The organism is Macrococcus brunensis (genome assembly GCF_022343725.1).
Lineage (GTDB): Bacteria > Bacillota > Bacilli > Staphylococcales > Staphylococcaceae > Macrococcus > Macrococcus brunensis.
The window spans coordinates 323967-349064 of sequence record NZ_CP092179.1 but is presented as its reverse complement, the minus strand read 5'-3'; the positions used below and the strand labels follow the sequence as shown (position 1 = coordinate 349064).

The following is a 25098-nucleotide window of genomic DNA, read 5'->3' as shown; positions in this document are numbered from 1 at the left end:
ATTATATAAAAAAGGTCAAAAAAGGTCAAACATTTTATTGACCTTTTTTGACTATTAATTTAAATAAAAAAGTCTCCACAAAGGGAGACAATTAATTGCTTTTCGTTATGCAGTTCCTCAGAAACCTCTCCAGTCGCGCGCAGCCTTCTTCGATTTCTTCCATTGTACTGGCAAATGACAATCGGATGTGGCCTTCACCGTATGGGGTAAAAGCTGCGCCAGGTACAACTGCGACTTGCTCCGCTTCCAGTAAGTCAGTCGCAAACTGGAACGAATCTTTATTATATGCAGAAATATCCGGTAAGATGTAGAACGCACCTGTCGGCAGTTCGACGGGCAGTCCCATTTCTGTCAGACGTTTATAGAGATAATCACGTCTTTCAATATAGGCTCTGTTCATTTTTTCAAGCATGGCTGGTGTTTCCGGATGTGTCAATGCAGCAATGGCGCCGTACTGTGAAGGAGTTGCTGCGCAGATAGTGTTATAGAGATGGACTTTCGTCACCTGCTCAGTCGCAAATGGCGGTGCTAAGATATAGCCGATACGCGCACCTGTGATCGCATGCGATTTAGAGAGGCCATTGATGACAAAGAGCTGATCACGTACTTCAGGAAACTCCATAAAAGAGTGATGCTTCTCTGAATAAACGTTCTCAGAATAGATCTCATCTGTAATGATGAGGATATCCTTGTCTTTCAGCAGGCTGACCAGTTCTGCAATCTGTGCCTGTGTCATGGTTGTGCCTGTCGGATTGCTCGGATAGTTGAAGAGTACTGCTTTCGTGCGATCAGTAATTGCTGCTTCAATTGCTGCTTTCGTCGGTACAAAATGCGTCTTAGTTGTATCGACATAAACAGCTTTCGCCCCGAGCAGATGGATAATCGGTTCGTATCCAGCATATGCCGGCGCCGGAATAATGACTTCATCGCCAGGCGCCACTATCGCTCTGAAGACACTATCGATAGCTTCAGATCCGCCGTTTGTCACAATGATTTCTGTCTCAGGATCATAACTGACGCTGAATCGCTTTTTCGTATAGTCTGCTATCGCTCTACGGAGTTCAATCAGACCTTTATTATGCGTATATCGTAACTTGCCATCATCAATCGCCTTTGTCATCGCCTGTCTGATAAAGTCAGGTGCATCGAAACCGGACTGGCCAAGTGTCAGATTGATACCATTATCATATTCGCTTACTTTATTTGAAAACTGGCGTGTACCCGGGATTTTCAGATCCGTCACCCGCTCATTAAATCGGTGTTCCATTTAATCATAACCTTCCTAGATGATATCGTTCTGAATGAGCTGCTCAAGTGTCTGACGACGGATGACCGGTCTGACACCTTCCTCTGACACGAAGACGACAGCAGGTTTCAGCATCTGGTTATAGTTAGAGCTCATACTGTAGTGATAAGCACCCGTAGAAAGTACCGCCAGCAGGTCACCTGTCTGGATACTAGATGGCAGCCTGATATCTCGACGGATAATATCACCTGATTCACAGAGCTTACCGGCGATTGTCATCATCTTATCATGTGCTTCCTCACGGTTGACGAGGCGCAGTTCGTATTTCGCATTATACAACGCTGTACGGATATGATCACTCATGCCGCCGTCAATTGAGACATAATAATTCGTATCAGGAATTTCCTTGATATTACCGACTTCGTATAACGTGATACCTGCTTCACCGACAATAGAACGCCCAGGCTCCAGTGACAGTTCCGGCACGTGATAATCGAAGGTCTCGCAAGCTGTTTTCAGCGCATCGGTGATTGTCTGGATTCCTTCTTCAATCGGATAGCTGACGTCTTCATCCGTATATTTGATACTGAAGCCGCCACCGATATTCAGCACTTGAATTTCAATGTCATTCTCTTTCAGCCACTCAATGACCAGCTTGACGGTCTCGACTGTCCCTGTAGATTCAAATATCTGTGAACCGATATGGAAATGAACACCCATAAAGTCGATATTCTCGGCCGCTTCAATTTTGCGTACGCCTTCCAGTGCCAGCCCTTTCTTGATACTGAGGCCGAACTTACTGTCTTCCTGACCTGTCTGAATGAACTCATGTGTATGAGCTTCAACACCTGGATTGATGCGCAGGACCGCTTTCACTTGTTTCGTCGCCAGTCTGTCGATGCGCTCAATCTCATCAAGACTATCAATGACAAAGTATTCAACACCTGACTCAATGGCGTAACGGATTTCCTGATCGGTCTTATTATTGCCGTGGAAATGAATACGCGCCGGGTCAACCTGTGACTTAAGAGCTGTATAGAGTTCCCCTTCACTGACAACATCGAGACCCATATTTTCTTCAGCCATCAGATTGAACAGCTGGATAGCTGAGAATGCTTTTGAGGCGTAAGATATCGTGTAGTTCAGTCCTGACTTCGCTAGAGCAGAGTGGAATCTTCTGCACTGCTCGCGGATCATCGTTTCATCATAGACGAAAAGAGGAGTGCCATATTCTTTTGCGATGTCTGTCAGTTTATGACCATGCATCGTCAGTTCGTTATTAATATATTGTAATGTCATTTAAATAATCTCCTTTTTCAGTGAATGATGATTCAGCGCACTGAGCTGTTCTGAGTTTGCGCCGACACCCTTAAATGTATGTTCATCAATCCGGATATCGTTGCTGTAGAGAATGACCGTGTCTCCTGGCTTCACTGCTTCGTCCACTTCGACAAATAAGTGGCTCATCATCAGTGCACGGATTGGGTAACGTCTGCCATTGATGACACAGTCATGTTTACTGCGCGTTCTTAAGATGCCGTCTCCGTAGCCGATATCAATGACGGCAATACGTGACCTTTTATCTGCTGTATAAGCAAAGCTGTAGCCGGCAGATTCACCCGCTTCGAGCGTACGGATCTGAATGACATTCGCGCTGACGGTCAGTGATTGAACCGTCACATCAGTGCTCAGACTTGAATAAGGTCTGCTGCCATATAGAATGATGCCAGGACGTACGTGTGTATGCTGATCAAAAAGACCATCGCGGACGAAACTCGCACTGTTCTGCGCATGAATATAGTCAAAGTGATAATGTTCAAGCATATCAGATAGACCTGTCAGCCACGCCTCTTTCTCAATATCATAATCAGGGACTTCAAACTCATCAGCGTAACCGAAGTGGGTCCAGATACCGGCAATCTTCATCTGATGTTCTTCTCCCTGCTCTTGATTCAGTTCAATGACCTGCTTCATCTCGTCAAATGTCTTAAAACCAGAACGGTGCAGCAGATTCTCAAATTCCAGATGAACGTTGATGCCTGCAAGGTCTTTCTGGTGAGTCATATAGAAGTCAAGTGAAGGCAGTGTCATATGAATACTGTTTGCTTTCAGCACGTCAAATTCTGTTGACGGATTCATCAGAAAGACAGTCGCGTCTGGCGCAAGTTCACGCACGCGGACTGCTTCGTGCAGCACCGTCGTACTGAACGTATCAATGCCTGCTGACATGAAAGCTTCTACAGCAAAGTCCAGTCCATAATGATAGGCATTATTCTTAACAACTGCCATCACCGGCTGTCCTTGCATAACGTGCTTAATATTGTCTTTGAATACTTGAGAATCAAGTGTCCAGGTTGCCGTCATTGTACCGCCTCAAATCTTGTTAAAATTGCACTGAAGAGATCAATGCCTCCTAGTAGCACCTGTTCGTCAAAGTTTAATGTTGGAGTATGGAGACCCGTGACAAAATGCTTATCGACATTACGACAGCCTAGAAAGGCAAAAGCTGTTGGTGCTACATCACCATAGAAGGCAAAGTCTTCACCGAAAAGATAAGGTTCGTCCTTTTCAATGAACTGGAGCGACGTGTCTTCACTCGCTGACTTCATAAAGGCATAGGCTTCTTCATGATTATATGTGGATGGATAGCCGTCAGAGAATTTCACTTCTACCTGAGCACCTGTCAGGGTTGTACATGCTTCAGCTATCTTCATCATCTGTTCTTTGACGACTGCCAGGTCATCTGCATGATATGTGCGGATAGTCCCTTCAAGATAACCATTTGACGGTACTGTGTTAATGGCTTCCCCAGCATGAAACTGACCGATATGAACGATATTATGTCTAAGACCCGGCAGATGGAACTGCTGAATCTGTGCGACCTGCGTCAGTACAAATGACAGTGCCTCACCCGCTGAATGACCTTGTTCCTTATTCGCAACGTGGGCTGACAAACCTTTAATAAAGAAGCGATATTCTGTTGCACTCGCTGTAATCGGTCCAGGCTTTGATAGTATTTCTCCCTCTGCATTGTCCGGCATCATATGAAGACCGAAGATATAGGAAGGTTTCTTTCTGAACGTATAAGCTTTCAGCAGCTGATTGGCACCTGCTTCTGTTTCTTCTGAAGGCTGGAAGATGAAATAGATGGTAGACGCTAACTGACCGGCATCATACAGTTTCTTGACACGTCCTGCAAATGCGAGCAGCATCGTTGTATGACCATCATGACCACAGGCATGCATGATATTGTCCACTTCAGAACGATAGTCGACTTCGTTCTCCTCGTGAATCGGCAGTGCATCGATATCTGCGCGGAAAGCAATTGCTCGCTCTGCCGTTCCTTCGAGATAAGCGACTACACCTGTCGCAAGTGGCGTATCATAGGGGATGCCTAATGCGTCCAGTTCACGCTTGATAAAAGCCGTCGTCTCAAACTCCTGCATGCTTAGTTCCGGATGCTGATGCAGCCAGCGTCTCGTCTTCTTAACATATTCATGTTCCATTACCTTCACCTCGTTTAGTCGTTCAGTTTTCTTAATGCCTGTACAATCTCAATTTTAGAGCTTTCCACTTCGTGCGCCTGTTTGATGACGCGCGCAGGAGTGCCTGCCACAACAGCACCGGCCGGTACATCTTCAGTGACAATCGCACCTGCTGCAACGACTGCACCTTTGCCGACACGTACACCTTCAAGAATGACAGCATTCGCGCCAATCAGTACGTCATCTTCAATGACGACAGGGTCCGCGCTCGGCGGCTCAATAACACCTGCCAGCACTGCACCTGCACCGACGTGGACATTCTTACCAGTCGTCGCACGGCCGCCAAGTGTCGCATTCATATCGATCATTGTACCCGCACCGACAACGGCACCGATATTAATCGTCGCACCCATCATCACGACTGCACCATCATGAATCTCCGCATGTTCGCGGATAAAGGCACCTGGTTCAATACGTGCATTGATCTTCGTCTGATCAATCAGCGGAATCGCTGAATTGCGGCGGTCATATTCCACTTCTACTTCTGTAACAAGTTGTTTATTCTCTTCATAGAATGCTTTCCAGTCTTTCAGGTCAGCGAAAATCGTTTTTGAAGACTTACAGCCAAATACTTTTAAAGATTTCGGGAATGTTACCGCTGAAAAATCTCCGTTCACATAAACCTTAACAGGTGTTTTCTTTTCACTGTCGCTGATATACTGAATAATTTCCTGTGCTGATTGTAATGTCATAATAATTCCCCTTTTTATAAGTTATCAAATGTATAGTAACCTGGTTCTTTGTTCACTAACTGCTCTGCAACATCAATGCTGCCTGACGCAAAAATATCTTTACTCTGAGCGCGATGTATAATCTGAATCGTTTCATCATGACCGGCGAACAGCACTTCATGCTCGCCAACGATCGTCCCGCCACGTACCACACTGATACCAACTTCTTCATCAGTTCGCGCTGTGTCCTCTTTTGTACGGTCATAGACTGGCGTGGTTGCCGCACGTTTTTCTTTGATAGCGTCATAGAGTTTCACTAGAGTACCGCTCGGTGCATCTACTTTCTTACGATGATGTTTCTCAGTCAGTTCAATATCGAAATTCTGCAGGAGCGGTACACTGTATTTGATGATTTCAGTAAGAATATGGACGCCGTAGCTCATATTGGCGCTGAAAAAGACGGGTTTTGTCTGACTAGCTCCTTCTAGTGCCGCAATGATTTCTTCTTTACGCCCTGTTGTCGCCATAACTATCGGCATAGAATGCTCTTTTTCAATCACTGGCAGTGACAATGCCGGATTTGAGAAGTCGATGATGGCATCTGCTGCCGGCCATTCTGCATCTACCTGGTATGACGGATAAGGATATGATTTATCCGACAACGTGATCACTCCTGCGATTTCATGTCCCCGTTCTTCAGCAATCCGTGCCACCCGTTCGTTCATCGCACCGTAACCGACAAGTAATATCTTCATTACGCTTCACCTTTATAAGCTTTGTACGCTTCATGAATCACTTTACTGTCAGCTGCTTCAAGAGGAACAAGCGGTAATCTGACTTCTCCGTTTGCGTAACCCAGTTCAGTGACGAGCGCTTTAATCGGCATCGGGTTGACATCTATGCCGAGTGCATCAATAAGCGGACTGACTTCATCGAAAAGTCGCTGTGCTTCCGCAGGATCAGATGCATACGTTTCATATATCGCCTGGAATTCAGCAGGCACAGCATTCGCTACTACCGAGATAACACCATCACCGCCACGTTCGTAGAAAGGAATGATGGAGTCGTCATTACCGCTGTAAAGTGCAAAATCTTCCATACCGAGCTCTTTGACCTGCTCCAGATAATTCATATCACCTGTTGCATCTTTTAATGCAACGATATATTTGTTCTCTCCTAGTGTCTTCACTGTCTCGGGTTCAATCGTCATATTGGTACGTGCAGGTACATTATAGAGCACGACCGGCAGTTCAACCGCATCGGCAATCGCTGTGAAGTGAGCAATCAAACCGCGCTGATTGGTCTTGTTATAGTAAGGGGTGATCAGCATAATCGCATCGGCACCCGCTTCTTTTACTTTGAGAGAATGTTCAATCGTTGCCGCTGTGTTATTGGACCCTGTGCCGACGATAATCGGTACACGTCCATCTGACACTTTGACAGCCAGTTCAACCAGCTTAAGTTTCTCTTCTTCATTCAAGGTTGAACCTTCGCCTGTCGTGCCGTTGACAAAAATGGACTGCATGCCGTTATCGATGAGAAATTCTACATGGCGCTCAAACGTCTCATAGTCCACAGCACCTTCCTTGAAAGGCGTGGTAATCGCAACTGCTGTGCCTCTGAATAATGTCACTACGCTTCACCTCTTTCTGCTAGTAATACTTCTAAAATCTGTACAGCATTCAGTGCTGCCCCTTTTAAGAGGTTATCAGCTGTACACCAGATATGGAATGTGTTATCCAGTGACTCGTCCTCGCGGATACGGCCAACGAACACTTCGTCACGCCCTGTTGAGTCAATAGCGAGCGGATATTGATTGTTCTCTACATCATCAATCAGTACTACACCTTGCTGGTTCTTAAGTACTTCCCTTAGCTCTTCAACTGTTGCGGGTTTTTCAAGCGTGACATTAATCGCCACACTATGGCTGTCTTCAACTGGAACACGTACACATGTCGCTGTCACGCGAAGATCCGGTAAGTTCAGGATTTTTTTCGTCTCTTCAATCATTTTCACTTCTTCTTTTGTATATCCATCTTCCCCGAAGACATCGATATGAGGCAGCACATTATTATGAATCGGATGCGGATAGTTTACTGGTGCCGCGCCTTTCGCACCTTCACGGAGATCATTCAGACCGGCAAGACCTGAACCGGATACTGCCTGGTAAGTCGTGTAAGCGACACGTGTTAAACCGAATTGATCTGCGAGCGGTTTAAGCGGTACAACGGATTGAATCGTTGAACAGTTCGGGTTTGCAATGATGGCACGGTTCAGTACCGGCCGGTTCACTTCAGGAACAATGAGGTCGATATCTTCCTGCATACGGAAAGCGCTGGAGTTATCAATGACAACTGCACCCGCTTGCTCAAAAACCGGTGAGAATCTGAGGGAAGTGCTTCCTCCTGCACTCATCAGTACATAATCGAAGTGTTCTGCTGCACGTTCTTCTGTCAGCTCCTGCACTTCATATGTCTGTCCTTTGAAAGTGATGAGCTGGCCAGCTGATTTCCTGGAAGAGAATAATGTCAGTTCATCAAAAGGGATATTTCTGTGTTCCACAACTTCCATCATTTTTGTGCCGACAAGTCCTGTTGCACCTACAATTGCTAATTTCATTATCCATTCCTCCTATTAATAACTGTTATTTACAGTTCAAAGACTGAACATAATTGTTTGACAGCTTCCTGACCATTCGCCTGATCAACCACATATGAGATGCTGATTTCCGAAGTGGTGACCTGATAGAATGGGATATTGTGATTCAAGAGTGTCATGAAGACCTTACTTGCGACCCCTGACATGTCACGCATGCCTGAACCAATGACTGATACTTTGACATAATCTTCTTGGATAGCGAAATTCAGCGACGGATATTCCTTTTTTAATACAGAGAAGATTTTATCGATCTGCTGCGCATCTGTATCTTTCATGGTAAAGGAAATCTGCAGACCATCCATATTGACAATCTGTGAAATCATATCGATATTGACTTCTTCCTTCTCAAGTAACTCGAATAGTTTCTTTAATAGCTCACTATCGTTCATTGGATAGCTGACCGTCACATAATCCATATCTTTATCTAGAGCTACACCTGTGACTGCTTTTTTCTCGAGAATCTCTTCCTGTGCCATAATCCATGTCCCCTTCTCATCTGATAAAGTCTGTCCTAAATAAATCGGAATGTTATAGTTCTTCGCAATCTCGACGCTTCGAGTTTCCAGTACACCCGCTCCGAGTGCGCTCATTTCCATCATCTCTTCATAGCTGACATAATCCAGTCGCTTTGCCGGGAAGATACGAGGATCCGTTCCGTAAACACCTGCCACATCTGTGTAGATTTCACATGAAACATCGAGTGCAGAGGCAATAGCAACCGCTGTCGTATCACTGCCCCCGCGTCCAAGCGTTGTGATTTCACCCAGTTCATTCATCCCCTGGAAACCTGCGACAACTATGACATCATTGCTGCTGAACGTCTCTGCAAATTTCTGTTCATTGATATTGAGTATCTTACTTTTCAGATGGTGACCCTTTGTTCTGATACCTGCCTGAAAACCAGTCAGTGCCTGTGTCCGGACATCGAGCTCTTTCAAGATGATCGACAGATAGGAAATGGTCTGCTGCTCACCTGTCGTCAAGAGCAGTGCTAAGTCCTGCTCGTTCGGAGCAGATGATAATAAGTCTACATTCCGCAGCAGTTCATCAGTTGTCTTACCCATCGCAGAAACAACGACGACCAGCTGCTCATCCTTCTCTGTCCGCTTCTTCAGATACCCTGCAATATTCTTCAGCTTCGTAAAATCCGCCACTGAAGTCCCACCAAACTTAATTACACTACGCTTTGTCACATTAAATCCTCCCACGGCATCTGAAAACAAAAAAACAAGTTCATAATGGCATGAACTTGTTTACTCTATTTACAAGTGATGCACTCCATTATTTTTCAAATAATGACAAACCAAGAGCTCTTAACTCAATGATCCAACATATCAATCCCTGCAAGAATTGATACATTTCGGCATCTCACCCTTTCAGTAAAGTATTTGCAGATTCCAGACTTTACTTACTGATGATCGATGCGCCTCATCTCTATCTATTAAATTGTTATACATAAATTATACATAACCATTCTTAAAATGTACAGAAAATTGCCAACATATTATTTTTTTGCAAGCTGACTATAAATTTCCTTATAATGCTCATCTAGAAAATAAGTCCATTTATACCAGTCTCCCTTATAATAAATACCTAATGTTTCATTCAACAACGGCTTAGATAGTTCTACTTTCTCTATTTTATCGATTTCAAATGACTCCGTAATATTAGCCAGTTCTTCGGATTCAAAAATTAGGATACCTGTTTGATCATTCAACGTTAAAGTGCCTGGGATTGCCACAAAACGATATTGAAAAGTCTTGTACGAACAGTATGTTTTAATATTAATACGAGAAAATCTACCAGCTTGATTTCTTAACACCGGGAATCTGGCCTTTATGTGCCAGCTCACGGAAGGCGATACGTGACAGCTTGAATTTACGATAGACAGCTCTAGGTCGGCCTGTTAATTCACAGCGTCTTGTCAGTCTTGTCGGTGATGAATCTCTCGGTAGTTTTGCGAGCGCTGCGTAGTTTCCCTCACGTTTCAGCTGCTCGCGTTTTTCTCGGTACTGCTCAACTAATGCTTGTCTTTTCTTCTCTTTTGCGATTTTTGATTTTTTAGCCATAATAACTCCTTTGTATTTATAAATCGTAATAATTACGTTTTATAAATATAGCACAGCTCTCTTTTTTACGCAAACGAAGAAGCAATCTTTTAACAATGAAATTCATCGTCTTGCAGAAACAAATCTATCTGATAGAATCCAAATGTAAGTTCAAGGCCGGTCTATTCTGTATACTAGATAAAATAGGACAGACAACGCGGTGCAGATCAAGCCGGAATTAATCCGCACGCTTGTCGGCATCAATAGAGAGAGAACCAGATAAATGATGGCGATGCCTATCATAATGATAGATAACAGCAAGTAAGCTTTCATATTTGATTAACCTCTTCCAGCTCTATAGTATATAATTTTTATTATAATGAATTCTTATGGTCAACACTAATGCCAGCTTCTTTGACTTAAACATTACTTCTATATGAATATTTGATTTATACTAACTATAAAGAATAGAAAAAGGAGCTTCATTATGATGAAAACAGTAACGATTATTGGTGCAGGCTTAAGCGGGCTGGTTGCTGCAGCTGAACTTCTAAAACGAGGTCATCAAGTCATGATGCTTGATCAGGAGCCGGCTCAAGCAATAGGGGGACAGGCATTCTGGTCATTCGGCGGTCTCTTTCTCGTAAATTCGGGACTGCAGCGCAAATTCCAGGTCAAAGATTCGTATGAACTTGCTCTTAATGACTGGATGGGAACAGCACGCTTTGACAGATTAGATGATGAAGATAAATGGGCTGTGAAATGGGCTGAAGCTTATATCCGCTTTGCAAGCTTTGAGAAAGAAAAGTATCTGAAATCGATGGGCATTAAATTCGCACCTGTTCTCGGCTGGGCTGAACGCGGCGGCTCAAGTGCTGAGGGTCACGGCAATTCAGTACCTCGTTTCCATATCACCTGGGGGACAGGCCCCGGCCTGATTGAACCTTTCGTCAACTACTGCCTTGCACATAAGTCGTTTAAATTTCTGCCGAGACATCAGGTCACAGATCTGGTTATTGCAAATAATAAAGTGCAGAGAATCTCAGGGAATATTTTAGAACCGAGTGATGTAGAACGTGGCGCCCCGTCTTCGCGGATAGTGATTGATACATTCGAGCTGCCAGTTGAGCACTTAATCATAACGACGGGCGGAATCGGTGCGAATCATGAACTCATCAAACAGAACTGGCCGAAGAGACTGGGTAAAGCACCGGCACATATGATTCAGGGTGTACCCGATTCAACAGACGGCAAAATGCTGAAAATCAGTGAGGATGCCGGCGTCCGTCTGGTGAATAAAGACCGTATGTGGCATTATACAGAAGGTATTCAGAATCATAGTCCAATCTGGCAGCAGCACGGTATCCGTATTATCCCCGGTCCTTCTTCTATGTGGTTTGACGCGACAGGCAGACGTTTCTCAGCACCTGATTATCCTGGCTTTGATACCCTCCATACATTGGAATCAATCAGTAAAACAGGTTATGATTACTCATGGTTCATACTCACGGAGGATATCATAAAAAAAGAGTTCGTATTGTCCGGCTCTGAGCAGAACCCTGACTTAACCGGTAAAGACTACAGACAGATTCTGAAAGAACGTCTATCGAGTCAGGCAACGGGTCCTGTCGAAAAATTCCGGACAGACGGCGCGGACTTTGTTGAAGCAGATAACTTAAGAGATTTAGTCTCAGAGATGAACAGACTCGCCGGGAATAATTTACTGGATTATGAGACAATCAAGAAACAGATTGAGCTGCGTGATCTGCAGGTGGATAATCCTTTCAGTAAAGACCCGCAGATTACGTTCATTAACGGCGCTAGACATTTTCTGGGAGATAAGCTGATCAGGACAGCAAAGCCGCACAAGTTTCTGGACGGCCGCAAACTGATCGCCGTTAAACTGCATATCATCAGTCGTAAAACCCTTGGCGGTATTCAGACAGACTTGAACAGCCAGGTCTTCAATCAGCACGAAGAACTGATAGAGGGTCTCTATGCTGCCGGAGAAGTCGCAGGCTTCGGCGGCGGAGGTGTACATGGTTACGGTGCACTGGAAGGCACTTTCCTGGGAGGATGTATCTTCAGCGGGTTACGCGCGGCTATCGGTATTGATTCAAAGTAAGATTTCTAGAAAGTATGATTTTTTATCAATAAAGAGCCATTGGATTCTCTCCAACGGCTCTTTATTTTATCTTATCTTCTATATAGTGATAATAACTCGCTGGAATGATATCAAAATCAGGATGCTCTTTATTCTCAAGAAAATTCTCCATCATCTTTCTATCACTAAAATCAGTTAACTCCAGCGCACGCCATTCATGAAAGAAGGCCAGTTCAAATGCATCATCGAGATAAGGGAGACACAGGCTGTACACTTCAGCAGCAGCGAGGTGCAAGTTTGCATCCTCAGCAGTAATCGCATAACGTGACAGCGCATCAGCAATACGATGTTCTTCAATATCATACTCAAAGAAATAACCGATTATTTTTTCAACATCTTGTCTTTCAACTAGTCGCCTTAATTCCTCTGGCAGCTGTTGCAATAAAATTTCTTCACTTCTCATATATAAGCTCCTGACTGTTCAGTTTATCAATAAGCACAAGAACAGCGGGCGCAATCATTTCACTGTGTGCAAGATCAAAATAGCGTAATCCAGTAATTTCGTTATGCTCTACTGCTTGAGCTAGTGAGCCCTTATACGTAAAACATTCGAGTGATACAGTGGCATTCTGAGGATAAGCAGGGCCTTCAACACAGCCGAGATAATGGACTTTATCCTGCTCAAGCTCTACATTCAGCTCTTCTTGAACTTCACGTACTACAGCAGCCAGTGGTTCTTCTCCGTCCTCAATCTTACCGCCGGGTAAATAATATTTCTCGAGTTCTCTTACTTTAACTAACAACAGCTGCTCATCTTTGATATAGACTAAAGCTGCACATTTAATATCCGCCATATGCTTCATCCTTTCTCTTCTATTACAGCGATGCCACAAAAAAACACCAAAGCCTGATCAGACTTCGGTGCACTATGCCTCCACCCAGAATCGAACTGAGGATTCATCATTACCATTGATGTGTTATACCACTTAACTATGGAGGCGCGACTATCTACTAGTCTAATCAAAAACTTACTGATTTTCAATATGATTTTTAAAAAAAGGATGTGTATTGATCAAAACAGCGTACAGGAGAATAACGATGACAAATCCTGCAGTCAGCCAGTTTGAATTAACATGCAGAGACTCAATCACCATCATATAGACACTTGATAATATAGCAATAACACCTGTTGCCTGTGTGATACGTCTACCATTATATCTCGCTTTCTGTTCGTCAGACATTGTATTATAACCGGCCACAAGAAAACTGCCTTTACCCGCCAGCATAAAGAGACCGACGATGAAAAATAAGAGTGCTATTCCAATCATTTCTTTTCCTCCCTTCTATATAAGTCCAGCAGCTCAGAAGGAATATGGCAGTAATCATTCGGATACTTATCCAGATGATCCTGATGTTCTTCTGCACTCGGAATATAATGAGTGAGCGGTCTGACTTCAACAGCTATCCGGTCGCTGTCTCTTCTCTTCTTTATAAATGCAGCCGCCATCTCAAGATGCGTATTATCTTCACTATAGACACCTGTCCGGTACTTCTCTCCGACATCGATTCCCTGCTGATTGACACTGTAAGGATCAATAATCAGAAATAGATTTTCAAGCAGTGTCTCTACCGTTACTTCTTCAGGATTAAATATTGTCTTCACACACTCAGCATAGCCATCGTATGGTCCATCCAGTGTATCACTCGTTCCGTTTGCACGGCCCGCTTCTGTCGTGATAACACCCGGTATTGTTTTAATAAAAGCCTGTACCCCCCAAAGACAGCCGCCTGCCAGATAAATTATTTCCACGCACACCACTCCCTTATCAAAATTATACAGTAAACATAATAGAAGGGCACCTATAGATGCCCTCTGTCTTATTTCCCCGCTTCTGTAAAGTATTCTTCCGCAATCTCCTTAACCCATCTGAGTTTTGCCCACTGCTCTTCTTCTGACAGCAGATTACCTTCTTCTGTTGAAGCGAAGCCGCACTGTGGGCTGATGCTCAGTCGTTCGACAGGTACATACTTTGCTGCTTCATCAATACGTGCTTTGACCTCTTCCTTGTCTTCAAGAGCCGGAAACTTGGAGGTGATGAGCCCAAGGACTACGTGTTTACCACCAGTGACTTTCTCAAGGGGTTCAAAGCCGCCTGCACGTTCTGTATCATACTCAAGATAGTAAGCATGTACATCCTCCCTGCCGAACAGTTCTTCAGCTACTTTTGTATACGGTCCTTCACTTGCCCAGTCTGACTGATAATTTCCCCGGCAGACGTGTGTGTTGATGATAAGGTCACTCGGTGCCTGATGAATGACGCGGTTATTGATGTCAAGCAGTTCTGCTTTCAGTTCATCGAGCGGAATGGAAGTGCCGTTTCCTTCACCATGAATTTTTTTCGCTGTCTCCTCAGAAAGATGAATGCCCCACGAACAGTCATCCAGCTGCAGAACTTTGAGGCCTGCGTTATACAGATCATCAATCACCTGCTTATAAGTCTTGATAATATCTTCTTTCACTGCTTCTCGTGAATCGTAAATGGCTTCTACTGACTCCTTGACACCTGGGCGTGTCAGTTCAACGAGCAGCTGTGCAGGGGCCGGGATTGTCTGTCTAACGGTTACATGGCTGGATGCATGGTCCCGGACAAACTTGAAGTGTTCGACGAATGGATGATTCTCACCTGAAATCTTGCTGACAAATTTGATACTGTCTTTTCTCGTCTCAACATTATGGAACTGATAGCCCTGCTCCAGCAGCTGACGTTCGATCCCATTAAAGCCGAAGAAGAAATCCAGGTGCCAGTAACTTCTTCTGAACTCGCCGTCAGTCACTGTCGTATACCCTAATTCTTCTATCTTGCGAATCAGTGTGATGATTTCCTGATTCTCAACTTCAGTCAGCTGTTGCTGTGTGATTTCACCCTGTTCAAATTGACTGCGTGCTTTTTTCAGATTCTCCGGTCTCAGGAAGCTGCCTACATAATCAAATTTCGGTTGTACTGTCTTATCTGCTGTCATTGTTCATTCCTCCGTTATTTTTAATTGTCTCTGTACTGAGTTCTATATCTAAATTCAACATGTCATATTCCATAGCAAATTAAAAAACCCCACACTCCTTTACTTATTAGTAAAGGGTGAGGGGTTGCCCACGGTACCACCTTTATTCGCGCAGCCATCACTGACTGAGCCTCAGTAAGTACACAGAAGTATACTTTGACGTTGATAACGAGCGCCAACTCTCGGACATCACTTACTTGTTCACACTTTCAGCTTGCAGCAAAGAGGCCATTTTTCATCACAAGTCTTTTGCTTCATTTCACCTACAGAAGCTCGCTGTTGAAAAGAACTTGTCATTACTTTTTCTCTTTTTCGCTTTCAGAATATTAAATTAACGCTAGTATATAAAGACCATTCAGTCTTGTCAACAAGAAATCAGAAAATTTTATATTGTCAAAAAGCGATTGACATTCAATTGCTGACTGTATAAGATAGTGATTAATTAAATACTGCTTATCCAGAGTGGTGGAGGGACTGGCCCTACGAAACCCGGCAACCTTTTCAGTAAGGTGCTAATTCCAGCAGGAATATCCTGAGAGATGAGTCTGTGCGTATGCACTTATCCCCTCCTGGATAAGTGTATTTTCTATTTCAAGGAGGTTTTCAGTTATGACAAATTATCAGTTCGAAACTTTACAGCTACATGCCGGTCTACCTGAGAAAAATGATGCGAATGCTAGAGCACTGCCCATCTATCAGACGACTTCCTTCACTTTTGATGATACTGAGCATGCGGCTAATCTGTTCGGCTTAAAGGAAGCAGGGAATATCTACTCACGACTGACCAATCCGACGACAGCCGCTTTTGAAAGCCGTGTCGCTGCACTTGAAGGAGGGACTGCGGGACTTGCTGTTGCTTCAGGTATGGCAGCGGTCACCTACGCACTGCAGGCACTGGCAGAAAGCGGTGATCATATTGTCGCTTCAAGCAGTCTGTACGGTGGTACTCATACATTACTGACGCATACTTTTCGTAAATACGGTATCAACGTCTCGCTTGTTGATACTAAATGTCCTGAACAAGTTGAGGCTTCAATCCTGCCGCAGACAAAAGCAGTTTTCGTTGAGACTATCGGCAATCCTGAGGGGCATATTGAAGATATCGAGACTCTCGCTGCAATCGCCAAAAAACATGATATTCCACTCGTTGTAGATAATACATTCGCTTCGCCCTATCTTTGCAGACCATTTGATCATGGCGCTAATATCGTTGTCCATTCAGCGACCAAGTTTCTCGGCGGCCACGGGACATCTATCGGCGGTGTCATTGTAGAAGGTGGCAATTTCAACTGGGGCAATGGTAAATTCAAGGGACTGAGCGACCCTGATCCTTCCTACCATGGCCTGAAGTTCTACGAAACATTCGGTGACGTCGCCTTCACTGCGAAAATCAGAACGACTCTTCTGCGTGATACAGGCGCTGCGCTTTCACCATTCAATGCTTTCCTGCTGGCACAAGGGCTAGAGACCCTCTCACTCCGTGTGGAACGTCACGTTTCAAATGCAGAGAAAGTGGCAGCATTTCTGCAGCAGCATCCACAAGTTGAATGGGTCGACTATGCAGGTCTGTCAGGCAGTCCTTACTATGCACTGAAAGAGAAATATCTGCCAAAAGGTGCCGGCTCTATTTTCACGTTCGGCTTGAAAGGCGGCTATGAAGCCGGTCGTAAGTTTATCGAAGCGCTCGAGCTGTTTTCGCTGCTGGCCAATGTCGGTGATGCCAAGTCACTGATCATTCATCCAGCTTCAACAACTCATGCACAGCTCACTCCGGAGGAACAACTCGCAAGTGGCGTCAGACCTGAAACCATCCGTGTCTCTATCGGCATCGAGCATATTGATGACATCCTCCAAGACCTAGAGAAAGGCTTCAGTGCCGTTTAAATGACGATCACGCATACTAACTGCCATCCAGAAACACTGAGTGACCTGCAGCTGGATGAATCATCAGGGAATAATGGAGATATCCGCCTCTTAGTCATCAATCTGATGCCGAACAAACAACGTGCTGAACAGCAGCTGCTGCAGATATTTCACAGTCTCCCTGTCGATATCAGGGTCACGTTCGCTTATATCGATAACCCAGAGTCTGTTAATCCTGCTTATTATGCCTGCCAGTCTTATTATATACCGGCAGATAACGTCAATCCTGAGCAGTTTGATGGTCTGATTATCACAGGCGCACCCCTCGAACACCTTGATTACGAAGAAGTCCGTTATATCAGCACACTTCGTCGACTGACTGACCGGCTGCAGGCAATACCTTACCGTCTTTTTATATGCTGGGGGGCTCTCTTCGCGCTTCATCACTATTATGGCATCGAAAAAAAACTGCTGCCGCAGAAATTATCAGGTATCTATCCATATTATATAACCCAGGAGCATCCGCTGACAGAAGGCCTGGTGCCTTTCTATCAAGTGCCTCAGTCCAGACATGCTACTGTTGAACTGGATACTCAGTCAGAAGTCATAGTTCTGTCCTTTAATGATGAGCTGGGCCCTGATATCATCTCAACCTCTGATTCGCATGACACTTTTGTGCTCGGGCATCTGGAATACGACACTGACACACTGAAAGAAGAATATAGCCGGGACTCACAGAAAAATAATGCCTATATTCCCGCCCATTATTTCCCGGATAATCTACCCTTGAATCAACCCGTCAATCAGTGGTCACATCACGCCAGACAGTTTTATATGAACTGGCTCACCTTAATAGTGAAACATAAAAATGAGCAAACCGGATAAAAAAGACGCGCAAATTAACTTTGCGCGTCTTGTCATATGACTAGCGTCGTCTAGGTGATAAAGCAGCAGGGCCATGTGACCTGATCAGATGAAAAATCGGTGACCAGCCATTGGTATGCTTCAGTGGCGGCAGTCCTCGACCAAGACGGCTGATCTGCTGTTCATAATAAGTCAGGCCTGAGAAACCGCCGAGTGTCTGATCGAGTAACTTGATACCTGTTGTCAGACGTGGAAGCTCTATATCCCGATAAGTGCCGTTGGCCAGGCGATTGGGCAGATCCGGACGCAGCACGAGCGGTCTTGCGATACCGATCATGGCCACATCTGTCTGTGCAAGTGCATCTACCATACTTGTCTTCTTACGGAAGCCCCCGATGACTGCTATCGGGACATCAACTTCTTGACTGATTTTCTGTGCATAATCCAGAAAATAGACTTCACCGTCACTCATCATTTTCGGTTTCTCATAGTCCCCACCTGAAATTTCGACTAAATCAATACCGAGTTCTGCCATCTGTCTGATGACTGCAGTTGATTCTTCTTCAGTGAAACTGTCTTCCCTGAAGTCAGTAGAATTGATTTTCAGACTGATCGGATAATCTTTGCCAAGTGCAGCACGCATTCCCTCGTAGACTTCTACTAGAAACCGCATACGGTTCTCTAAAGTTCCGCCGTACTCATCTGTGCGCTGATTATCACGCGGTGAAAGAAACTGGCTCACTAGATAGCCATGTGCACCATGAATTTGTACACCTGTAAAACCTGCTTTCTTCGCTACTTCAGCAGTTGTGACAAAACGCTGCACAGTATCTTTGATTTCTTCTGTTGTCATCGCCCGTGGTGCATTGAAACCACTGCCGGCCGGTCCTGTAATCGGCACTGCACTTGGTGCCACAGGTTTCTTAGTCATCGACTTCGGACTTTGTTTACCCGGATGGTTAATCTGCATCCAGATATGACTGCCATCTTCAGTGCCGGCTTCTGCCCATTTCTTCAACATCTCTAAATGTCTTTCATCTTCAATGACGACATTACCCGGTTCTCCTAAATAGCGGCTGTCGACCATAACATTGCCGGTAAGCGACATACCGATACCGCCATGCGCCCAGCGACGATAGACATGAATGAGCTCTTCTGTAGGACCATAATCCTTTGTCCCAAGTGCCTCGCTCATCGCTCCTTTATAGAGACGATTCTTAATCGTAATCCCATTCTTCAATGTCAGGGGCTCAAATAACTGTTTTGTCATATCACTCACTCCTTTTGACTTAATTGTACCCGTTACGAGCTTGTAAGCAAACTGAACTGCACGCCTTGACATACAGTTACGATTATTCAGATATATTTTACCACTATGATTTTTAATTTTTATGGTAGTAATATTATTATCATGAATATGTTATAGTTAATTTACACTATGATATTAAATCTATATATTCTATCAAGGGAGGCATGTCTCATGAACTATGTAGGTCAATCTGTAAAAGCCAACTATATCAAAGGATTCGAAAGTATCGGCGGCAACTTACATTTCTACGATGACGGCTTTGAATTTAAACCACATGCACTTAATATCCAGAAGCACAATCCATTCATTTATTACAACGACATTTCATCTGTCTCTAAACGTAATACATTAGGTCTTGTTCCTAACGGGATTCTTGTAAGCACTAAAGACGGTACTGAGCATAAACTTGTGGTTTTCAATCGTCAACACATCATGCGTTTTCTTGATGAAGTTAGATCTTAACAGCAAATTGACCCAAACGGTGACTGTTTGGGTCAATTTGCTGTTAAGACTTTTTTTATCTGACTGCGGATTCAAGTACCTTAAATGTCAATGTTTCTGTATCTATCTCCGCCTGCAGACCATAAGGCAGTATGCATTTCGGCTCATTATGACCAAAGCTCGCGTTATAAAGAATAGGCAGATTTTCATGACCGTATTCCTGCATAATCTTCTGCCAGGATAGTTTGTATTCATCGTAGTAAACATTATTCTGCGGTTTACCGACTATCACACCATTCACGGCATCAAATATACCCATTGCAGCAAAAGAACGCAGCTCTTCTTCTAGTTCATGCGGCTTAATATAGACTTCTGAGGTCTCTACAAAAAAGATAGCCCCTTTAAACTGATCAACTGTCGGAAAGATGGATACACCTCTTAGTTTTGCCAGACTTTCCAGACAGCCACCGATTAAATGTCCCTGCACTTTACCGCTCCCGTTCAAAATTTCATAGCCACTATTTAACATTCTATCACGTGCTATAAATTGATTCTCCGGCTCCCATTTAAGTCCATACTGTCTCATCTGTGCTGCCGGCTTTATTTCTCCTATCACTTCACTACTGAACCAAGTCTTTTTAATGTTATCAACTGTATAATCATCCATCTCAACATTCTCCGCAAAATCAGTGAGGAGTGCCGGACCATAACTGCTTGAGATGCCTGCCTGGTAAAACATCAGATGCTGAACCGTTGTATCAGAATAACCTGAGAATACTTTCGGATTTTTTCTAAGAATGTCAAAATCGATATAAGGTAGCAATCTAATCGATTCATATCCACCGATTGCACAGATAATCCCTTTTACTTCTTTGTCCTGCAAAGCTTGGTGCAAGTCCTGTGCACGTTTTTCAGGATGCTGATAGAGATATTCAATTCCTTTCAATGCATGCGGCATTACTTTCACATGTAGTCCAAATACTTTCTCCAGCCGCTCAATCCCTTGTTCTGTCCGCCATCTGAGATTCTCCTCACCTGCCAAGCCGCTGGATAATGACACTAAAGCTACTGTATCCCCTTTTTTTAATTTTACCGGCTTGATCATCTTAACATCCCCTTTATTTGTTTCATTACATTATACAAAAAAACGCATGCTGTATCAGCACGCGTTGATATTATCTAATATTAATTGTTTTTAGTCTCAGCGCATTCGTCACAACACTGACTGAGGACAGCGCCATTGCAGCCCCTGCTATCCACGGTGCTAGCAGACCAAGTGCTGCTACCGGGATACCGAGCACATTATAACCGAATGCAAAGCCTAAGTTCTGCTTGATATTGCGAATCGTCGCATGGCTGATTTTAATTGCTTCTGGTATCAGTGTCAGTTCACCGCCCAGTATCGTTACATCTGCTGCTTCAATTGCCACTTCTGTCCCTGTACCGATAGCAATACCAATATCAGCTAATGCAAGGGCTGGTGCATCATTGATACCATCACCGACCATCGCGACTTTTCGTCCTGCTGCCTGCAGCTGCCTGATTTTCTCTGCCTTGTCTTCAGGTAGTACCTGAGCAATGACGTTATCAATACCGACAGACTGAGCAATGGCTTTCGCTGTGCGTTCGTTATCACCTGTCAGCATGATGACATCAATCCCCATGTCCTGCATGTCATGAATCGCAGCTGCAGCTGATGCTTTCACTGTATCCTGCACCGCAACGATGCCTCGGATCTGGCCATCAACCGCAATAAGCATAGCCGTCTTGCCTTGCTGTTCATAACGAGCCATCTCATCAACCACATGCGACACAGCAATATTTTGCTCTGCTATCAGTTTGCAGTTACCAATCAGGATACGATGTCCGTCAATCTGTGTTTCAATACCGTGACCCGGTATCGCTTCAAAATACTCCGGTTCTTTTAAAGCGAGCTGCTGTTCTTTTGCATAATCGACGATGGCTGTTGCCAAAGGGTGTTCAGACGCTTTTTCACTGGCTGCCAGGTACTGCAGGGTTTCAGTGTCACCTGTAAAGTCCGTCACTTCTGGTTTCCCTTTTGTCACCGTCCCTGTCTTGTCTAAGACAATCGTATCAATCGCATGTGTCCGTTCTAAATGTTCGCCGCCTTTAAAGAGGATACCTTGTTCAGCTGCACGGCCAGTACCGACCATAATCGAAGTCGGTGTAGCCAGTCCAAGTGCACAAGGGCAGGCAATCACAAGAACAGCGATGGCCGCAACAAGGGCGGGTTCAAATGAAGCAGGGGTCACAAACAGTATCCAGACCAGGAATGTCAGTACTGCAAGGCCGATGACAAGCGGGACGAAATAACCTGAGATCATATCTGCCATACGTTGAATCGGTGCTTTAGATCCCTGCGCCTGTTCAACGACTTTGACGATAGACTGCAGCGCCGTATCCCGACCTACTTTCGTCGCACGCATGGTTATATGCCCGTTCTTATTAAGGGTGGCACCTATCACTGTATCAGTGTCTGTTTTCTCTGCAGGAATCGATTCACCTGTCAGCATCGACTCATCAATCGCTGTGTATCCTTTAACAATCACACCGTCTACAGGTACTTTCTCACCCGGCTTAACAATGAGTGTGTCCCCCACTTTCACTGCTTCGACCGGCATCATCACTTCTTCATTATTACGGATGATTCTCGCTTCTTTGGCCTGCAGACTCAGCAGTGAAGATAATGCACGGGTGGTCTGTGATTTAGCGCGTGCTTCTAAATATTTCCCGAAGAGAATCAGTGTGATCAGTACGGTACTTGTCTCAAAATAGAGATGTGGTTGATACGCTGGCTGCCGAACAGTTTTCACGGCTTCATAGAGACTATAGAAAAAAGCAGCACTTGTGCCGAGTGCGACAAGTACATCCATATTTGCACCACCGCTTCTTAAGTTCTTATAGGCACCGACATAAAACTGCCAGCCGATAATGAACTGCACCGGCACTGCAAGCGCAAACTGAAACCACGGATTCATCATGATGTGTGGCAGATGAATGCCAAAAATGTGCGTCAGCATTGTCAGAAAGAGCGGTAAAGATAAAAGAGCCGAAATAATAAGTTTATATTTTTTCTTTTTCAGCGCCTCTTCTTTTTCATATGCTTTTTCTGCATTGCCTGATTTTGCTTTCGCATCATAACCGAGCTTCTGTATGCGCTGGATGATAGCTGCGTCATCCATATTACCCGGATAATATTCTACGACTGCACTTTCAGTCGTCAGATTGACCGTCGCTGATTTAATTTCCGGCTGTTTATTCAGGACTCTCTCAATACGGCTAGAACATGCGGTGCACGTCATACCCATGACATCAAATTCACTTTGTGTCGCTTTGACATGATAGCCCAGTTTCTCGACTCTCTCAGTCAAATCGTCCACCGTTACTTTGTCACTATCGTAATCAATGGCTGCCTGTTCAGTTGTCAGATTCACTTTGGCATCGACACCGTCCATTTTGTTCAGCACTTTCTCAATTCGTGTTGAACATGCGGCGCACGTCATGCCTTCAATAGGTAAGTTCACTTGTTTCATTATTGACACCTACTTTCCGAATTGTCGTAATACCTTCATCAGTTCATCTATGGATGCTTCTCCTTCACCTTTACGAATCGCATCTGCCACACAATGGTTCATATGACGTTCAGTCACTGAAAAACCGACTTGTTTGAGAGCCGACTCAATCGCACTGATCTGGATTAGAATATCGACGCAGTAACGATCCTCTTCTATCATCTTCTGGATACCGCGTACTTGTCCTTCAATACGTTTCAGTCGCTTCAGCATCTTGTCTTTTTCTTCTGTATTTCTTGGCGTTACAGCATGTTTATGCTCTGCAGTCATCTCAACACTCCTTTATACGGATGGGGGGTATATTTTTCTTCAAAAAAATATAAGATGGAACTTTTCTACAGTTCCATCTTATACCCCTATGTGGTATATGTCAAATCAGATGTCTTGCTGCGCTTCTTCATCGTATACCCCGGGTAACGGGGACCTTGGATAGCATCTCCCAGTTCAAACCCTTCCTTGAGATAAAGTTCCTTCGCACCTGGATTCGGTTCATCAACGATTAGCGTGATGTATTCTATCTCCGCATAATGAGTTCTCACAAAATCCGGCAGGGCTTTTAAAGCCGCTGTTGCGTATCCTTGCCTGGCATAATCAGGCGCCACAGCAAATGAACGTATATAAATACTATGACAGACATTAAACTTCTCTTTATATTCGCTGTCCGTGTCGAGGACAAAGAAAACAACTGCATTTTCCCTGTCAAACCCGAACACCGGTTTTCTTGATGGCATTTTCTCTGCTTCTTTAACATTCAGCTGAGGTGACTTGACGAAGCGTAACTGTTCATCTGTCAGCTGAAATGACTGGAGTGTCTGTGACATAGTTTCATCATAAAATTCGAGCTGCATGATTATTTCTCAAGCCAGATAGATTGAATCACTTCTGCAAAACCTGCCGGCTTCTGCACATAGCCTAAATGTCCGCCTGGAATGTCGATGATGTTAATGCCCAGTTCCTTAGAAATATAGGCATTGACGTCCTGCGGAAATGAACCTTTAGAATCTGTGCCGTTCAGTAAAGTAATCTTATCTAAATATGGACGGAATTCATCTAGATTGATATCAGACGTTGTATATTGTCTGATTTCGTATTTAAACCAGTTCTGCATTTCAGTGAAACGCTGCTCGTCTACGCCACCTTCTCCTGGTTCAGCTGCTTTTTTCATACCTTCTGCATCAATAGCTGCGACATTGAGTGTTTCACTGAATAACTTCATCGCTTGCGGCATCCCTTCTGTTAGCGCAAGATCGACGATTTCATTATTCTTTTCCTGCCAGTAATCAGCATCCGGTAAAAATGTGTTGATCGGCGGTTCGTGGAACGCAATTTTCTCCACGACTTCCGGATGCTCTTGCAGGACATGCATCGCTACAATCGCACCGGAACTTGATCCGATGATATAGACCGGCTCATCACTTAAATGTTTCGCGAGTTCCGCAATATCCTTCGCATCACGTTTCACACGGTACAAGCTGTCCGGCGTTGAAGCTTCTTCCGGCAGTGGTTCCGTCAGCGTGCTCGCACCGAAACCTCTACGATCTACGGCAACAACAGTAAAATGCTCAGCCATTTCTTTAGCAAACGGCATATAAATATCACCTGTGCCATTTGCGCCAGGTATACAGATTAAGACTGGACCCTGACCTACTTGATGATAATGGAGTTCTGCACCTTCTAATGTGAGTTGATTCATTTT

At 44.4% G+C, this 25098-nt stretch carries 26 protein-coding genes, 1 tRNA gene and 2 riboswitches; of the genes, 4 read left to right on the top strand and 23 right to left on the bottom strand.

Annotation, left to right across the window (positions count from 1 at the left end):
- Positions 1 to 91: 91 nt before the first annotated feature.
- The 11 genes from MGG13_RS01855 to rpsN form a co-directional block, all read right to left on the bottom strand.
- The gene (locus tag MGG13_RS01855) at positions 92 to 1267 is read right to left on the bottom strand and encodes an aminotransferase class I/II-fold pyridoxal phosphate-dependent enzyme (protein WP_239035169.1); all 1176 of its coding nucleotides are present in this window, start codon (positions 1265 to 1267) and stop codon (positions 92 to 94) included.
- Positions 1268 to 1282: 15 nt separating this feature from the next.
- Positions 1283 to 2545, bottom strand: a complete 1263-nt coding sequence (lysA, locus tag MGG13_RS01850) for a diaminopimelate decarboxylase (RefSeq protein WP_239035168.1) — start codon at positions 2543 to 2545, stop codon at positions 1283 to 1285.
- Positions 2546 to 3610: an alanine racemase gene (locus MGG13_RS01845; protein ID WP_239035167.1), complete on the bottom strand. Its 1065-nt coding sequence runs from the start codon at positions 3608 to 3610 to the stop codon at positions 2546 to 2548. It abuts the gene before it with no gap.
- Positions 3607 to 4752: a M20 metallopeptidase family protein gene (locus tag MGG13_RS01840; RefSeq protein WP_239035166.1), complete on the bottom strand. Its 1146-nt coding sequence runs from the start codon at positions 4750 to 4752 to the stop codon at positions 3607 to 3609. Before MGG13_RS01840 ends, MGG13_RS01845 begins: the two co-directional genes overlap by 4 nt.
- Before the next feature lie 14 nt (positions 4753 to 4766).
- Positions 4767 to 5483 (bottom strand): 2,3,4,5-tetrahydropyridine-2,6-dicarboxylate N-acetyltransferase, encoded by a 717-nt coding sequence (gene dapD / locus MGG13_RS01835; protein ID WP_420827901.1) that lies wholly within the window; start codon positions 5481 to 5483, stop codon positions 4767 to 4769.
- 14 nt (positions 5484 to 5497) lie between these two features.
- Positions 5498 to 6217 carry a 4-hydroxy-tetrahydrodipicolinate reductase gene (dapB, locus tag MGG13_RS01830; protein WP_239035165.1) on the bottom strand — a complete coding sequence of 240 codons (720 nt, stop codon included), beginning with the start codon at positions 6215 to 6217 and terminating at the stop codon, positions 5498 to 5500.
- A complete protein-coding gene (gene dapA, locus MGG13_RS01825; protein WP_239035164.1) occupies positions 6217 to 7095 on the bottom strand; it encodes a 4-hydroxy-tetrahydrodipicolinate synthase in 879 nt (292 codons plus the stop codon). The genes dapB and dapA overlap by 1 nt, the downstream gene beginning before the upstream one ends.
- Positions 7095 to 8084 (bottom strand): aspartate-semialdehyde dehydrogenase, encoded by a 990-nt coding sequence (locus MGG13_RS01820; protein ID WP_239035653.1) that lies wholly within the window; start codon positions 8082 to 8084, stop codon positions 7095 to 7097. Before MGG13_RS01820 ends, dapA begins: the two co-directional genes overlap by 1 nt.
- Positions 8085 to 8110: 26 nt before the next feature.
- Positions 8111 to 9313: an aspartate kinase gene (locus MGG13_RS01815; RefSeq protein ID WP_239035163.1), complete on the bottom strand. Its 1203-nt coding sequence runs from the start codon at positions 9311 to 9313 to the stop codon at positions 8111 to 8113.
- Between the two features lie 70 nt (positions 9314 to 9383).
- Positions 9384 to 9560: riboswitch (Lysine riboswitch) on the bottom strand.
- Between the two features lie 64 nt (positions 9561 to 9624).
- Positions 9625 to 9837 (bottom strand): hypothetical protein, encoded by a 213-nt coding sequence (locus MGG13_RS01810; protein WP_239035162.1) that lies wholly within the window; start codon positions 9835 to 9837, stop codon positions 9625 to 9627.
- An 82-nt stretch (positions 9838 to 9919) separates the two neighbouring features.
- Positions 9920 to 10189 carry a 30S ribosomal protein S14 gene (rpsN, locus tag MGG13_RS01805; RefSeq protein ID WP_239035161.1) on the bottom strand — a complete coding sequence of 90 codons (270 nt, stop codon included), beginning with the start codon at positions 10187 to 10189 and terminating at the stop codon, positions 9920 to 9922.
- 466 nt (positions 10190 to 10655) lie between these two features.
- Between rpsN and MGG13_RS01800 the strand changes: the two genes are divergently transcribed.
- The gene (locus tag MGG13_RS01800; RefSeq protein WP_239035160.1) at positions 10656 to 12293 is read left to right on the top strand and encodes an FAD-binding dehydrogenase; all 1638 of its coding nucleotides are present in this window, start codon (positions 10656 to 10658) and stop codon (positions 12291 to 12293) included.
- 61 nt (positions 12294 to 12354) lie between these two features.
- On the opposite strand, the gene MGG13_RS01795 is transcribed toward MGG13_RS01800, so the two are convergent.
- The 6 genes from MGG13_RS01795 to MGG13_RS01770 all read right to left on the bottom strand — a co-directional run bounded on the left by MGG13_RS01795 (position 12355) and on the right by MGG13_RS01770 (position 15293).
- Positions 12355 to 12735 carry a hypothetical protein gene (locus MGG13_RS01795; RefSeq protein WP_239035159.1) on the bottom strand — a complete coding sequence of 127 codons (381 nt, stop codon included), beginning with the start codon at positions 12733 to 12735 and terminating at the stop codon, positions 12355 to 12357.
- Complete coding sequence (locus tag MGG13_RS01790) at positions 12725 to 13126, bottom strand: NUDIX hydrolase (protein ID WP_239035158.1); 402 nt, start codon at positions 13124 to 13126, stop codon at positions 12725 to 12727. Before MGG13_RS01790 ends, MGG13_RS01795 begins: the two co-directional genes overlap by 11 nt.
- A 75-nt stretch (positions 13127 to 13201) precedes the next feature.
- A tRNA-Thr gene (locus MGG13_RS01785) sits at positions 13202 to 13272 on the bottom strand.
- A gap of 28 nt (positions 13273 to 13300) precedes the next feature.
- A complete protein-coding gene (locus MGG13_RS01780) occupies positions 13301 to 13600 on the bottom strand; it encodes a DUF3784 domain-containing protein (protein WP_239035157.1) in 300 nt (99 codons plus the stop codon).
- Positions 13597 to 14082: a peptide-methionine (S)-S-oxide reductase gene (locus tag MGG13_RS01775; protein WP_239035156.1), complete on the bottom strand. Its 486-nt coding sequence runs from the start codon at positions 14080 to 14082 to the stop codon at positions 13597 to 13599. Before MGG13_RS01775 ends, MGG13_RS01780 begins: the two co-directional genes overlap by 4 nt.
- A gap of 68 nt (positions 14083 to 14150) precedes the next feature.
- A complete protein-coding gene (locus MGG13_RS01770) occupies positions 14151 to 15293 on the bottom strand; it encodes a 5-methyltetrahydropteroyltriglutamate--homocysteine S-methyltransferase (RefSeq protein WP_239035155.1) in 1143 nt (380 codons plus the stop codon).
- A gap of 489 nt (positions 15294 to 15782) precedes the next feature.
- Positions 15783 to 15878, top strand: a riboswitch (SAM riboswitch).
- 63 nt (positions 15879 to 15941) lie between these two features.
- On the opposite strand from MGG13_RS01770, the gene MGG13_RS01765 reads away from it, so the two are divergent.
- Both MGG13_RS01765 and MGG13_RS01760 read left to right on the top strand, forming a co-directional pair.
- The gene (locus MGG13_RS01765; RefSeq protein ID WP_239035154.1) at positions 15942 to 17216 is read left to right on the top strand and encodes an O-acetylhomoserine aminocarboxypropyltransferase/cysteine synthase family protein; all 1275 of its coding nucleotides are present in this window, start codon (positions 15942 to 15944) and stop codon (positions 17214 to 17216) included.
- The gene (locus tag MGG13_RS01760) at positions 17217 to 18080 is read left to right on the top strand and encodes a homoserine O-acetyltransferase/O-succinyltransferase family protein (RefSeq protein ID WP_239035153.1); all 864 of its coding nucleotides are present in this window, start codon (positions 17217 to 17219) and stop codon (positions 18078 to 18080) included.
- Between the two features lie 40 nt (positions 18081 to 18120).
- On the opposite strand, the gene MGG13_RS01755 is transcribed toward MGG13_RS01760, so the two are convergent.
- Positions 18121 to 19329, bottom strand: a complete 1209-nt coding sequence (locus MGG13_RS01755) for an NADH:flavin oxidoreductase/NADH oxidase family protein (RefSeq protein ID WP_239035152.1) — start codon at positions 19327 to 19329, stop codon at positions 18121 to 18123.
- A 210-nt stretch (positions 19330 to 19539) separates the two neighbouring features.
- On the opposite strand from MGG13_RS01755, the gene MGG13_RS01750 reads away from it, so the two are divergent.
- Positions 19540 to 19830 carry a PH domain-containing protein gene (locus MGG13_RS01750; RefSeq protein ID WP_133431800.1) on the top strand — a complete coding sequence of 97 codons (291 nt, stop codon included), beginning with the start codon at positions 19540 to 19542 and terminating at the stop codon, positions 19828 to 19830.
- A 55-nt stretch (positions 19831 to 19885) separates the two neighbouring features.
- Here MGG13_RS01750 and MGG13_RS01745 read toward each other — a convergent pair whose 3' ends face one another.
- The 5 genes from MGG13_RS01745 to MGG13_RS01725 all read right to left on the bottom strand — a co-directional run bounded on the left by MGG13_RS01745 (position 19886) and on the right by MGG13_RS01725 (position 25095).
- A complete protein-coding gene (locus MGG13_RS01745; RefSeq protein ID WP_239035151.1) occupies positions 19886 to 20914 on the bottom strand; it encodes a S66 family peptidase in 1029 nt (342 codons plus the stop codon).
- A gap of 70 nt (positions 20915 to 20984) precedes the next feature.
- Positions 20985 to 23372, bottom strand: coding sequence for a heavy metal translocating P-type ATPase (locus MGG13_RS01740; RefSeq protein ID WP_239035150.1), 2388 nt, complete (start codon positions 23370 to 23372; stop codon positions 20985 to 20987).
- Positions 23373 to 23672 (bottom strand): metal-sensing transcriptional repressor, encoded by a 300-nt coding sequence (locus MGG13_RS01735; protein ID WP_133431803.1) that lies wholly within the window; start codon positions 23670 to 23672, stop codon positions 23373 to 23375.
- Between the two features lie 86 nt (positions 23673 to 23758).
- Positions 23759 to 24250 (bottom strand): GNAT family N-acetyltransferase, encoded by a 492-nt coding sequence (locus MGG13_RS01730; protein ID WP_239035149.1) that lies wholly within the window; start codon positions 24248 to 24250, stop codon positions 23759 to 23761.
- A 2-nt stretch (positions 24251 to 24252) separates the two neighbouring features.
- Complete coding sequence (locus MGG13_RS01725; protein WP_239035148.1) at positions 24253 to 25095, bottom strand: alpha/beta hydrolase; 843 nt, start codon at positions 25093 to 25095, stop codon at positions 24253 to 24255.
- Positions 25096 to 25098: the final 3 nt, after the last annotated feature.